Origin of the sequence: Antrihabitans stalactiti, assembly GCF_012932915.1 — a bacterium.
Taxonomy (GTDB): domain Bacteria; phylum Actinomycetota; class Actinomycetes; order Mycobacteriales; family Mycobacteriaceae; genus Antrihabitans; species Antrihabitans stalactiti.
This window is the reverse complement of the sequence record NZ_VCQU01000006.1, coordinates 252,985-268,354: the sequence shown is the minus strand read 5'-3', so window position 1 is coordinate 268,354 and position 15,370 is coordinate 252,985. Positions and strand designations below refer to the sequence as shown.

Here is a 15,370-nt window from a genome sequence, read left to right as displayed (position 1 = left end):
ACACGTTCTATATGCATTGAAGCACAGGTGGCCGAGGTGTGGAAGAAACCGCTGGTAGCCGCTTGCCTAAAGCAGGAACGTGTTCTACTTTCGGGGTACGAGGAAGGAGCCCACCGTGGGTGATCCGGTCATTGTCGATGCTCTCCGAACCCCGATCGGCAAGCGCCGCGGCTGGCTGTCGGGACTACACGCTGCCGAGATTCTCGGCGCGGTCCAACGCGGCATCGTCGAGCGCTCAGGTCTCGATCCGCTGGTCGTCGAGCAAGTCATCGGCGGTTGCGTGACCCAGGCGGGCGAGCAATCCAACAACATCACGCGGACCGCTTGGCTCCATGCCGGGCTGCCATGGCAAGCAGGGTGCACGACGATCGACTGTCAGTGCGGCTCGGCTCAGCAGGCCAATCATTTGATTGCGGGATTGATTGCGACGGGCGCGATCGACATCGGGATCGCATGTGGCGTCGAGGCGATGAGCCGGGTGCCACTCGGCGCGAACGTCGGCGTCGACGCCGGACCGCGCCGCCCCGAATCCTGGGATATCGACCTGCCGAATCAGTTCGAGGCTGCCGAACGAATCGCCAAGCGCCGCGGGCTGTCGCGGGCCGACGTAGAGGCGCTGGGCGTGCGATCGCAGACCCTGGCGAAACAGGCGTGGGAGGGAGGGCGGTTCGACCGCGAGGTCCTGCCCGTCACGGCTCCTGTGCTGGATTCGGACGGCAATCCCACGGGTGAGAAGCAGGAGGTCCGGCGCGACCAAGGTCTGCGCGATACGACGCTCGAATCCCTCGCGAGATTGAAGCCCGTGCTCGAGGGCGGTATCCATACCGCGGGAACGTCGTCGCAGATTTCCGATGGCGCCGCGGGCGTGCTGCTGATGGACGAGGCGAAAGCGCGCGATCTCGGCTTGCGACCGCGTGCGCGAATCGTGACGCAATGCCTGGTCGGCTCCGAACCCGAGTTCCACCTCGACGGACCCGTTCAGGCGACGACCCGTCTGCTGGAGCGCAGCGGGATGAAGATCGGCGACCTGGACCTGTTCGAGGTGAACGAGGCGTTCGCATCGGTGCTGCTGTCCTGGGCTGCGGTACACAAGCCCGACATGGACAACGTGAACGTCAACGGGGGCGCGTTGGCCCTCGGCCACCCAGTGGGCAGCACCGGCTCACGGCTCATCACGACCGCCCTGCACGAACTGGAGCGCCGCGACGGCTCGACGGCGCTGATCGCGATGTGTGCCGGCGGCGCGTTGTCCACGGGCACGATCATCGAACGCATCTGACGAGCGGACCTACCGCTCTCGTAGCCACTCGCTGAGTTGCGGTCCGATGATCTGCAGCGACTCGGGAGACATCAGGTCCGAGTGGTCTGCGTCGATTGCATGGTCCTCGATCCGGCCCGTCACGAACGGCTGCCACGTGGAAGCCGCGTTCACACTCGACGGGCCATCGGGGCGCGCACCGAAGAACAACACGTCGCCCTCGAATACTCCTGGCGTGTAATCGTTTACGAGCATCGGTGCGCGCGCCGCATCGGCGAAGATGCGCTGAACCTGGTCGACTGTGAAACCCGCTTTGTCTGCTTGGGTCGCCACGACGAACTGCTCGGCCTGCGTTGTCGAGATCTCGGTGAGGTCGAGGTCGTCGGTAACTTCGATACCGGCCGAGACGAACAGGGATCGCAGTCCGTCCGCGAGGAGACCGAGGTCGATGTCGTGGCGGCTGTCTGCCATCGCCAGCGCCGAAACCTCCGCCCCTTCAGCCTGCAATACGACTGCCATCTCGTGCGCCAGCGAACCGCCCAGCGACCAGCCGAACAGGCGATACGGCCCTTCGGGCTGGATGCGACGAATCTCGGCGACGTAGCGTCGGGCGATTTCCTCGATCGACGTCAAAGTCGAGTCGGGTCGAATGATGTTGGGCGACTGCACCCCGTACAGCCGCAATCGCGGATCGACGTAGCGGGTCAAGCCGAGATACTGCCACGCGAGCCCCCCGTTCGGGTGAATGCAGAACAGCGGTGCACCCTCGCCCGCCGCACGAATCGGTAGCAGCACATCGAGGCCGGCCACGTCATCGGCACCGACATCCGGGCGAGCCAGCCGATCGGCAAGTTCGCTCACCGTGCGGTAGGTGAACAGCCACCGCAACGGCATGTCGAGCGTCGTGGCCAGCTTGATTCTGGCGGCCACGCTCGCCGCGATCAACGAGTTGCCACCCAGTGCGAAGAAGTCGTCGGCCCGACCGACTCGGTCGACACCCAGCAACTCGGCGAACGCTTCGGCGACAGCGTGTTCAAGGGGTGTTCGTGGCGCTTCGTACACCGCCGCAGTGGCCTGCGTCGGGGTGGGCAAGGCCCCGCGATCGAGTTTGCCGTTCACGGTCAGCGGCAACTCGTCGAGCACCATCACCACGTCCGGCACCATGAACCGTGGCAAGAACCCCGAGACGAAGTCCGTCACATCCTCCGGATTCACCGACACACCGGCCTGCGGCACGACATAACCGATCAACCGCTCCCCGGTGAACTCATCGGTCCGGACCACCGCCACTGCATGCGCGACCCCGTCGAACCGGGCCAACGCCGACTCGATCTCGCCCAACTCGATCCGGAACCCGCGCAACTGCACCTGCGAATCCGACCGACCCAGATACTCCAACTGCCCTTGCGCATTCCACCGCGCCACATCGCCGGACCGATACAACCGAGAACCCGGTTCACCGAACGGATCGGCAACGAACCGACCCGCACTCAACCCGGGACGCCGGAAATAACTGCGCGCCAACTGCCGACCGGCTACATACAACTCACCCGGCACACCCACCGGCACCGGACGCATCCGAGCGTCCAGCACATACACACTCAGCCCCGGCAAGGCGCGCCCGATCACACTCGCCGAAGCCGAATGCGTTGCGTCCAGTGATGCGTCGACAAACGACACGAACACGGTTGTTTCGGTGATCCCGTAGCCATTGATCAATTGCGGACCGCTGGCGCCGTGCCGGTCGAACCACCCCGACAACCGACCCAGATCCAGCTCCTCACCACCGAAGATCACTTGCCGCAATGACAACCGACCCGCACCGGCCTCGGCCGCCACCCGCTCCGCCTCCGCGAACTGATAGAAAGCCGACGGCGTCTGGTTGAGCACCGTCACACCCTCGTGGCGGCACAACTGCACGAAATCCTGCGGCGAGCGTGATGTGAAGTAGTCGACCACCACGACCCGGCCGCCCGACAACATCGGACCCCACAACTCCCAGACCGAGAAGTCGAACGCCGCCGAATGAAACAGGGTCCACACATCGGAGGAATCGAATCCGAACTTCGGCACAGCATTGGCAAACAACTCGACCACGTTGCGATGACTGACCGCCACGCCCTTCGGCCGACCCGTCGACCCCGACGTATAGATCACATAGGCCGTGTTCTCAGATCGCAATGGAGACAGTCGATCCGCATCGAAGATTGCCGCATCGGAGAATCCCGACACATCCACCGAATCGATCTGCACCACCGGCGCCGTGACCGAAACCGGCACGCCCACATCAGCACTGGCGATCACACACACCGGCGCCGCATCAGCCAAGGTGTAACCGATCCGCTCCACGGGATACGTCGGGTCCACCGGCACATACGCACCACCAGCCTTGACGACGGCAAGCAACGCCACCACCAGATCCACGGACCGACCCAACAGCATTGCGACCAACGACTCCGGCCCGACGCCCAGCGAAATCAACATCCTCGCAAAACGATTCGCGCGAGCATCCAACTCCGCAAAGGTCAACGACACATCGCCGAACACCACCGCCACCGCATCCGGCGTCCGCGCCACTTGCGCATCGAACAACGACACCAAGGTCGCACCCGCGTCGACGACTCCCCCGACGCTGTTCCAACCCTCGATCACCAACGCACGCTCGTCCGCTCCGAGGATCTCGATATCGCCGACCGGGATCGACGAATCAGTCACCACCGCAGCCAGAATGCGGGAAAGCGCGGTAGCGAATCCTTCCACTGTAGATCGGTCGAACAAGTCTGTCGCGTACTCGAACGACGCCGCCAATCCAGCCGGATTGCCCTCGGGATCGAATGTTTCGGCCACACTCAGCTGCAGATCGAATTTCGCAACCGTGAATTCGACGTCGACGACACCGATCTCGAGGCCTGCGAAATGCAAGTCCGTCTGCGACAGACTCTGGAACGCAAGCATCACCCGGAACAACGGATGCCGAGCGGTCGACCGCTGCGGATCGAGTACTTCTACCAGCCGTTCGAATGGAAGGTCGGAATTACCGAACGCCTCCAGATCGGTGTCGACAGCTCCTGCGAGCAAGTTCGTGAACGGCTGCGCGCCATCGACATTCGTGCGCAACACCAAGGTATTGACGAACATGCCGACGAGGTCGTCCAACGCCTGCTCACCGCGCCCGGCTATCGGAGTGCCGATCGCGATGTCAGTGGTCCCGCTCAACCGCGCGAGCAACACCGCCAGACCCACGTGCACAACGATGAACAACGTTGCGTTGTTGGTCCGCGCCACATCGACCAACGCCCGGTGCGTCTCGGCATCGACGGTGAACGCGAACGAGCTGCCCCGTTGGGACGCAACCGCCGGGCGCGGACGGTCAGCGGGCAGATCCAACTGGTCCGGCAGCCCAGCCAGTTTTGTCGTCCAGTACGCGAGTTGCTGCGATATCAGCGAACCGGGATCATCCTCGCTACCAAGCAGTTCCCGCTGCCACAGCGCGTAATCGGCGTACTGCACAGCCAACGGCGACCATTGTGGTTCCTGACCTTCCGAACGGGCGGCGAACGCGACCATCACATCTCGGGCGAGCGGTCCCAGCGACCATCCGTCAGCGGCGATGTGATGAATCACGAACACGAGCACGAATTCGTGATCGGTGATCTCCAGCAAGGCAATCCGGACCGGTACCTCGCGGGTGACGTCGAAGCCGGCTGCTGCGAGCTCGGCAACGTGCTTCGTCACCTCAGTTTGGGATACCGCCTGCTGAACGATAGTTACGCCTGCATCGAGGCTCGGCAGGACAATCTGTGCTGGCACTCCTTCGAACTCGGGGTACTTGGTGCGCAACACCTCGTGCCGACCGATCACATCACCAACCGCTGCAGCGAGGGCGGCAACATCGAGGTCACCGGTCAGCCGCATCGCAATCGGAATGTTGTAGGCACCCGAATCGGGATCGAAACGGTTCAAGAACCACATGCGCTGTTGCGCCAACGACAACGGCACCCGCTCAGGTCGCGACCGCGCGACCAGCATCGGCCGCTCTCCCCAACCCACGCCCTCCTCGGCGCGGACCGCCAACGCCGCGACTGTCGGCGCGTCGAAGATCGCGCGTACCGGTACCCGGATACGCAGCGCGGAGCCGATCCGCGACACCACCTGCGTTGCCGTCAACGAGTTGCCGCCCAAAGCAAAGAAGTCGTCATCAAGACCAGCCCGTGCGACACCGAGAACATCGGCGAACACCCCGGCGACGATCTCCTCGACAGGTGTCGACGGCGCACGGAACGCACGCGCCTCGAACACCGGCACCGGCAACGCTTTTCGATCCAACTTGCCACTGACGTTCAACGGGAACGCGTCGAGCACCAACACGACCGACGGCACCATGTACGACGGCAGACGATCGGTGACGCTCGACCGCACGCGGGCGGGATCCAGCACGACCCCCGGCATCGCGACGACATAACCCACCAACTGCTCACCGGCGTCCGAGTGCACCACCGCCGACGCCGACTGCCGCACGTCCGGCACAGCGTTCAGCGCAACCTCGATCTCACCCAACTCGATCCGCTGACCCCGGAACTTGACTTGGAAATCGGACCTACCGATGTACTGCAATACGCCGGACTTGTCCCACGACACCAGATCGCCGGTCCGGTACATCTGAGAACCGCTCTCGCCGAACGGATTTGCGACAAATCGATCGGCAGACAGATCCGGACGTGCGACGTACCCACGCGCCAATTGCGCTCCCGCCAAATACAGCTCACCAGTCACGCCCGACGGCACCGGCTGCAATCGCGAATCCAGCACGAAGACTTGCGTATTCCAATTCGGCGCGCCGATCGATACCGTGGGTCCACCTGGGACTGCCTGTGCCGCAGTGACCGCCACCGCAGCTTCTGTCGGACCGTACAGGTTGTGCAGCTGTGCGTCGGTGATCCGACCGAAGGCATCGACGGTCGCCGCCCCCAATGCCTCACCGATGACGAACACGCAGCGCAAGCTGGCAATTCGTGCTCGATCCGCATGAGCGACGAAAACGGCCAACATCGACGGGACGAAATCGGTGACCGTAACCCGGTGCTCCGCAATCAAATCGACCATGTAGTCGACATCTCGATGTCCGTCCGGAGACGCAAGGATCAACCGTGACCCGGACTGCCACGGCACGAAGTAGCCCCACATCGACACGTCGAACGTCGTTGCCGTCTTCTGCAGGTATGCGTCGTCGGCAGAGAGCGCATACGTGTGGGTCATCCACTCCAGGTGATTGACGAATGCGCTCCGCGAGACCACCACACCCTTCGGGCGCCCCGTCGACCCCGATGTGAAGATCACGTACGCCGGATTCTCCGGGCGGACATGTTGCGCTCCCGACACCGGGCCCGCAGAGTTCGACAGATCGAGCTCGTCGACTCTAATCACCGGCACACCTGCCGGAACAACAAGGCCGAGTTCGCTGTTGGACAACACGCAGACCGGCCGGGCCGCATCGAAAATATCGGCATTCCGTGCGACCGGGTGATCCGGATCCACCGGCACGAACGCACCGCCGGCCCGGAGCACCGCGTACATGCCGATCACCAGATCGACGGACCGCCGCATCGCCAGTCCAACCAACTTCTCCGGACCGACACCCACAGACGTCAAGTACCGCGCCAATCGATCGACACCGTCAGCAACATCTCGATAGGTCCACTGTGCGCCGTCGAACACCAATGCCACGGCATCCGGCGCTCGCCGAACCTGCTCGTCGAAGGCGGTGAGCACATCGCCATCGACAATTCGATGCTCAGTTGCATTGCGCGCCAGCAATAACTCGTGCCGCTCCGACTCGGTGAGGATGTCGACACTGCCCACTGGGGTCGTCACATCGGCGACCAGGGTAGTCAAGATCCGGGTCAGTCGCTGTCCGAGAGTGATTACGGTGGATGGATCGAACAGGTCGGCCGCGTAGTCGAACGACGCCGACAACCCGGAAGGTTTTCCGTCGGGGTCGAAGGTTTCCGCCAGGCTCAGCTGCAGATCGAATTTTGATACAGCAGTATCGAATTCGACGAGCCCCATCTCCAGGCCCGCAAATTCCAGTTCCGGCGCCGCCAGATTCCGCAGCGTCAACATCACCTGGAACAACGGATGCCAGGCCGCGGACCGCTGTGGTTGAAGTACCTCGACCAACCGCTCGAACGGAACGTCGGCGTTGCTGAACGCCTGTAGATCGGTCTCGGTGAACTGCGCCAACAAGTCTGCGAACGAGCGTGCACCTGACACCTCGGTCCGCAGCACCAGCGTGTTGACGAACATCCCCACTAGATCGTCGAGTTCCTTCTCCCCGCGACCGGCTACCGGGGTACCGATGACGATGTCCTGCGACCCGCTCAACCGCGCCAGCAACACCGCCAACCCCACGTGCACGACGATGAACAACGTCGCATTGTTCGTCCTCGCCAACTCGACGAGCGCCGCATGCGTCGCCGCGTCGATCTCGAACCCGATCGATCCACCACGATGGGAGGCAACACTCGGACGCGGCCGATCGAACGGCAGTTCCAGCCGATCTGGCAGGCCGAACAATTGCTCGGTCCAGTACGCCTGCTGTTGAGTCAACAACGAACTGGGATCATCTTCGTCACCCAGCAGCGCCCGCTGCCACAACGAGAAATCCGCGTACTGCACCGGCAACGGCGCCCATTGCGGCACCTCGCCCATCGACCGCGCTGCGAACGCCGCCATCACATCGCGCGCCAGCGGACCCATGGACCATCCGTCAGCCGCAATGTGATGGATCACGAATACCAATACGAATTCGCGATCGGTGATCTGCAGCAATGCAATCCGGATCGGGACCTCGCTTGTCACGTCGAAGCCCGCCGACACCAAATCGCCGACCCGCTCGGCCAATTCGGCATCCGACACCACGGTCGGCACCAAGTTCGCGTACGACCCCGGGCCTGGGACGACAACCTGCGACGGCACCCCATCGACCTCGGTGTAAACCGTGCGCAGCACTTCGTGCCTATCGATCACGTCGTCTACTGCCGCCGCAAGCGCACCCACATCGAGCGCACCGGTCAACCGGATCGCCACCGGCAAGTTGTACGCAGCCGAGTCCGGATCGAACCGGTTCAAGAACCACATCCGCTGCTGCGCCAGCGACAACGGCACCCGCGACGGACGCTCCCAGGCCACCAAGGCCGGCCGAGCACCCCAGCCTGTGCGCTCCTCGACGCGAACTGCCAACTCCGCCACCGTCGGTGCCTCGAACACGACCCGAACCGGAACCCGCGCACCCAACGCCGCACCGATACGCGACACCACTCGAGTAGCGTTCAGACTGTTGCCACCCAAGGCGAAGAAGTCGTCGTCCGCTCCGACCCGCTCGACACCGAGCACATCGGCGAATACATCCGCCACGATCTCCTCGACCGGAGTCGACGCCGCCCGAAACACCTTGGCCTCGAACACCGGATCGGGCAGCGCTGCACGATCCAGCTTCCCGGACGCGTTGAGGGGGAAGACGTCCAGTACGACCACTGCAGTCGGAACCATGTACGACGGCAACCGATCTGCCAACGCCGACCGCAATTCACCGACATCGACAACGGAGTCGGGAGCTCCAACGACATAGCCAACGAGCTGGTCGCCGGATCGGGGATCCGTACGCAGAACCACCACGGCTTGCGCGATCGAGGGTTGGGCGGTCAGTGCGGCCTCGATCTCCCCCAGTTCGATCCGCTGCCCGCGTAGTTTGACCTGGAAATCACTGCGACCGACGTACTCGAGTTCGCCGGACGTGTTCCACGACACCAAATCCCCGGTCCGGTACATGCGGTCTCCCGCGGTCCCGAACGGATTGGCCACGAACCGATCGGCCGACAAGTCCGCACGTCCGACATACCCGCGCGCCAGTTGTGTACCCGCCAAATACAACTCGCCCGTCACACCGACCGGTACCGGCCGCAGCCGCGAATCCAGTACCAACGCTTGCATATTCCACACCGGCGCACCGATCGGCACTACGGCGCCGGGTTCTCGGGCCGCCCACGACGTAACAACCTCGGCCTCGGCAGGTCCATACCAGTTGTGCAATTCGGCCGTGCTGCATTTCATGAATCGCGACACGGTGTCGGGGTTCAACGCTTCCCCAGCGACAAACACTCGACGAACGGTGTCGCTGATTCCCGCGACAGCGTTCATGTATGCATCGAGCATGGACGGCACGAAATGCACCGTCGTGATGTTCGAGGATGCGATCAGCTCCGCCAAGTAGTCGGGGTCGCGATGTCCGTCGGGTGCGGCGACAACGAGCTGTGCGCCAGTCTGCAAGGTCCACAGCATTTCCCAGATGGAAATGTCGAAGCTGATCGGTGTCTTGTTCAGCACAACGTCGGACTCATCGAGCGGGTACAACGCCTGCGCCCAGCACAACTGGCTCGCCGTCGCCTCGTGGGTCAACATCACGCCTTTCGGGCGGCCCGTCGAGCCGGAGGTGAAGATCAAGTACGCGGTGTTCTGCGGCCGAAGCTCCGCAACGCGCTCGTCGGGCGAAATCGGTCCATCGGGGTACACCGAGAGGTCGAGACGATCAACCTCGAGGACGTGCACCTCCGACGGCAAGTCGACCCCCTCGCGGCTGGTAGTGAGAACAGCACGTGGCGTCGCGGATTCGAGGACGTAGCGCCCGCGTTCGACGGGGAGATCCGGATCGAGGGGAAGGTACACCCCACCAGCAGCGAGTACCGCGTGCACGGCGACGACCAGATCGACCGACCGGCGAATTGCGACGCCGACAACGGTCTCGGGACCGACGCCCTCGGCAATCAGCTTGCGCGCCAATTGATTGACCCTCGCAGCGAACTGCCCGTACGTGACCGTCTCGCCTTCGAAGGACACTGCGGGGGCAGCTCGATCTCGAGCGACCTGCGCGTCGAACATATCGACCAACGTCACGTCCGGCGTGCCGTGCGACGTTCGATTCAGCTCGCGCACAACGTGATCGAACTCGACCGGACCGAGCATGTCGATGCGGTCGAGTGCGATGCTCGTGTCTTCCACGATCGAGTTCATGATACGAAGAAGCCGCCGCGCGAAGGCTTCGACGGTGCTTCTGTCGAACAGGTCCGCCGCGTACAGGAACGAGCCATACATTCCCGCAGACAGACCGGCGTCGTCGAATCGCTCCTCGAAAGTGATCTGCAGATCGAACTTTGCGGTGTCGACCTCGGCGTCGACGCCGCTGACGGTCAGCCCGGGAAGGTGGAATTGCGTCGCAGCATAGTTCTGGAACACGAGCAGTGTTTGGAACAGCGGACCGTGCGCAGTCGATCGGGCGGGCGAAAGATCGTCGACCAGCCATTCGAACGGCAAGTCGGCGTGGTCGAGTGCGGCGATATCGGTCCGTCGGATCTCTGCCAAGAAATCCTCGAAAGTCGAGTCCGGATCGATCCTTGTCCGCAGCACCACGGTGTTCACGAACATGCCGATCAACGGCTCGAATTCGGGGTGAGTGCGACCCGCCACCGGGGTGCCCACCGCGATGTCGTTGGTTCCAGACAGGCGTCCCAGCAACAGTGCGACCGCTGCATGGACAACCATGAAGACCGTGGTGTTGTGTTCGCAGGCTGCCGAATTCAACGCGCGGCTGGTGTCTTCGTCGATCGAGAATTCAGTTCGTCCCCCGACAAAGGATTGCACCGGCGGTCGTGGGCGATCTGTGGGCAGGTCGAGAAGTTCGGGCAACTCGGCTAGTTCGTTACGCCAGAAGCCGAGTTGCTGCGCGCTCACCGACGTCGGGTCTTCGGCCGAGCCGAGGATCTCCCGCTGCCATATGGCGTAATCAGCGTACTGCACATTCAGCTGTGCCCACGACGGAGTCGCGCCGGAGGAACGGGCACCGTACGCGAACATGACGTCTCGCGCGAGCGGGCGCAAAGACGAACCGTCACAGGCGATGTGGTGGACAACGACGGCGAGCACATGATCGTCCGGCCCGACCGCATACAGCCTGGCCCGAATCGGGACCTCGACGGACACGTCGAAACTCGCACCCCCCAGGGCCGATAGCTTCGTGCTCAGGCTGGCGGCACTCGCTACCACCGGGGTCAGGTCGAGCTCTGGGATGTCGTCCAAGACTTCCTGAACGGGGACATCATCGACGAGGGGGTACCTCGTCCGCAGTGATTCGTGGCGGCGCAGAACATCCGACACAGCCAACCCGAGCGCATCGACGTCCAACACTCCAGTGAGTCGGACGATCAGCGGAACGTTGTATGGCGCACTATCGGCCTCGAACTGATTGAGGAACCACATCCGTTGCTGGGCAAACGATAAGGGAACCCGAGCTGGACGAGGCCCGGCAACCAATGCCTTCCCTTCGCCCCACTCCGCTCTCGATTCGACACAGACGGCCAACCCAGCCACTGTCGGCGCCTCGAACACGACCCGCACCGGGACTCTTGTTCCCAGCTCGGCACCGATCCGCGAGACCACCTGAGTCGCGATGACGCTGTTCCCACCCAGCGCGAAGAAGTCGTCGTCCAGACCGACCCGCGCAACACCGAGCACCTCGGCGAATGCGCCCGCGACAATCTCCTCGATCACGGTCGTCGGTGCCCGGAATTCGCGAACCTCGAACACCGGCTTCGGCAACGCGGACCTGTCCAGCTTCCCGCTGGTATTCAGCGGCAACGCGTCCAGCACGATCAAGACTGAAGGAACCATGTAGCCGGGCAACCGATCCCGCGCGTCGGACAACACGTCGTCGGACTGCAGTGCCACGCCGGACTCGGCCACGACGTAGCCGACCAACTGGTCTCCCGCACCGGTGTCCACCACGGTCGTTGCCGACTGCGCGACTCCCGCTACCCGGAGCAACGCGGTCTCGATCTCGCCGAGCTCTATCCGTTGCCCGCGCAGCTTGACTTGGAAATCGACCCGCCCTACGTACTCGAGTTCGCCGGAGTTGTTCCACGACACCAGATCCCCGGTCCGGTACATCCGAACACCCGCAGCACTGAACGGATTGGCCACAAACCGGTCAGCCGACAGATCCGCGCGACCGACATAGCCACGCGCCAGTTGCGCTCCCGCCAAATACAATTCGCCGGTCACACCGGCCGGCACCGGCTGCAGCCACGAATCCAGCACGTAAACCTGCGTATTCCAGTTCGGTACACCGATCGACACCATGCGGCGGCCGGCCACGACTCGCGCCGAGGTCACCACCACCGCGGCCTCGGTCGGACCGTACAGATTGTGTAGCTCCGCAGCGCTGACCCGACCGAATGCGGTCACCGTCGCCGCCGGTAACGCTTCGCCGGCAACGAACACTCGACGCAGCGTCGCAATCCGCGTGCGCTCCGCCTGCGCAGCGAACACTGCGAGCATCGACGGCACGAAATCGGTGACCGTAATTCGTTGCGCAGCAATCAAATCGACCAAGTAGTCGACGTCACGGTGCCCGTCCGGGGACGCAAGCACGAGTCGCGCCCCCGCGCGCCAGGGCACGAAATATCCCCACAACGACACATCGAACGTCGACGCGGTCTTCTGCAAGTACGAGTCCGCCGCCGACAACTCGTAATTGTCGGTCATCCACTCCAACTGATTGAGGAACGCCGCACGCGAGATCACGACGCCCTTGGGGCGCCCCGTCGAACCCGACGTGAAAATCGCGTAAGCAGGATTGCCAGGCCGCGCGGCGGGCACTCCACCCTGCACAGCTGCTGCGGAGTAGTCCGTCAAGTCCAGGTCGTCGACCTCAACGACCCGCACTTCGGGTGGAACGACCACTCCACTGCCTGCATGCGTCAACACGCATGCCGGCCTTGCTGTCTCGAAGATGTCGGCATTTCGGGAGGCCGGGTGATCCGGATCCACCGGCACGAAGGCACCACCGGCACGTAACACGGCATACATCCCGATGACCAGATCGATCGAGCGCCGCATGGCCAACCCGACCAGCACCTCGGGAGCGACCCCCAGCGAAACCAGATATCCCGCCAACCGATCGACGCCAGCAGCAACCTCTGCGAAGGTCCACGCCACGTCGCCGCTCACCAACGCCACGGCATGCGGAGTTCGTGCGACCTGCGCATCGAACGCCGCCAACACGTCGCCATCGGCCACCGGGTGCTGAGTTGCGTTGCGCGCCACCGACAACTCATGCCGCTCATGTGCGGTGAGGATGTCGATACTTCCAACCGGGGCCGCAGCATCGACTGCCACAGCAGACAGGATCCGGGTCAGTCGCCGTCCGAGCGTGCTGATCGCGGCATTGTCGAAGAGGTCGCGCAGGTACCGCAGGTGCAGATGTATGCCGGTATCGGTCGTCGTGACCAACGTCAGTGGGTAATGCGTCGCGTCGTGCAGCGACACATCGGTGATCGTCAACGCATCGATCGCGCTCGCCTGCTCGATCAACCCCTTCTCGTCGATGGGGTAGGACTCGAACACCGACAACGTGTCGAACACCGCACCCGCGCCGACGCCCTGCGCGATCTCGCTCAACCCGACGTAGTGGTGATCGAGCAATTCGGCCTGCGCGGTCTGCACCCGACGCACAAGCGCCTCGACCGACTCCGCGGGATTCATCCGCACCCGCACTGGCAGCGTGTTGATGAACAGTCCGACCATCGACTCCACGCCGGGCAATGCCGCCGGGCGGCCGGAAACCGTCGCCCCGAAGACCACATCGTCGCGACCGAGCAACCTGCCCAACAGAATTCCCCATGAGGTCTGCACGATTGTGTTGAGCGTGACCCCCCATTCGGCCGCGCGGACCGACAATTTCGCTGCAACGTGCTCGTCGAGATCTATCGTGACCTGCTCGGACAACGAACTCAGCTCACGACCCGGGTCGGCCGGGGCGATCAACGTCGGTTCGACGCCCGCCAATGCGTCCGACCATGCGTGCGCCGAAAGCTGTCGGTCCTGCTGTGCCAGCCACGCCAGGTAGGAGCGGTACGAGCGCGGCCGCCCCAAAATCGTGCTGTCACCATCAGTGGCGTACAGCGCCAACAGATCCCGGAGCAGCAACGGCATCGACCAGCCGTCCAGCAAGATGTGGTGGTTGGTCACGACGAGCGCGGACTCGGTACCGCCGAGGTCGAGCAACGCGAACCTGATCAACGGCGGCGCAGCAACATCGAAGTGCGTCAACCGATCCTGTGCGAGGAATGCCGCCATCGCCGAATCACGTTCGTCTGGAAGCATTTCCGACAGGTCGAGCTCTCGCCACGGCGCCTGCACAGAGTCGAGTACCACCTGGACCGTGTTGCCCCGCTCGTCGGTCACGAATGCCGACCGCAAGTTCGCATATCGGTTTAGCACTCCCTGGGCCGCGGCCTGGAGCCGCAGCCGGTCCACGAATCCGGACAGAGTGAGCACCACCTGCACCGAATACGCGTCGACCGACGATTCGGCGAGCAACGCGTGGAAGAACAACCCCGACTGCAACGGCGCCAACGGCCACACATCGGTCACGTTGGGATACCTGGCCTCGAATGCCTCCAGTTCACGCTGCGTCAGCGACACCAGTGGCACGTCCGACGGCGTCAGGCCGCCCGCGCCCTGCGAATTCGCATGCGCAGCCAACCCGCCCAACGCCTCGACCCACAGATCAGCGAGCCGCTGAACGTCGCTCTGGGACAGGATTTTTCCTGCAAATGCGAACGACGCACCGAGACTCGGACCGTCGACTCCCGAAGTGACGATGGCATTGATGTCGATGATCTTGTTCGCCGGCCGGTCGGCATCACTCGGTGCAGACAACTCGCCCAAGCCGGCTGTCGGCGCCCACGGCACTCCCGGGCCACCGGTGGCGTCGGTGTCCAGCGCCACCTGACCCAGATAGTTGAAGCTGATCTGCCCGTCGGGTAGCGGCGACAGCACGCCGCTGGTCTCGGCATTCAGGTACCGCAGTAGTCCGTAGCCCAGCCCCTTGTCCGGAACACTCAGCAGCGCTTCCTTCACGGCCTTGACGGCGCTACCTGCCGCGCGCCCACCACGAACCGCATCGTCGACATCGATACCCGCGAGATCGAGACGTACCGGGAACACGCTGGTGAACCAGCCGACAGTCCGTGAGAGGTCGGCACCGGGAACTACCTGCTC

The 15,370-nt window shown here is 63.6% G+C and carries 2 protein-coding genes (1 of these 2 cut by a window edge); one reads left to right on the top strand and one right to left on the bottom strand.

Annotation, left to right across the window (positions count from 1 at the left end; translation table 11 throughout):
* Positions 1 to 115 precede the first annotated feature (115 nt).
* A complete protein-coding gene (locus FGL95_RS18510) occupies positions 116 to 1,279 on the top strand; it encodes a steroid 3-ketoacyl-CoA thiolase (protein ID WP_169589519.1) in 1,164 nt (387 codons plus the stop codon).
* Positions 1,280 to 1,288: 9 nt separating this feature from the next.
* Here the strand turns inward: FGL95_RS18510 and FGL95_RS18505 are convergent, their stop codons facing one another.
* On the bottom strand, positions 1,289 to 15,370 hold the 3' portion of the coding sequence (locus FGL95_RS18505) for a non-ribosomal peptide synthase/polyketide synthase (RefSeq protein ID WP_169589517.1). 25,038 nt of this gene lie beyond the right edge of the window; the window shows 14,082 of its 39,120 coding nt (coding positions 25,039-39,120); its start codon lies off the right edge, out of view — the gene reads right to left on this strand; its stop codon occupies positions 1,289 to 1,291.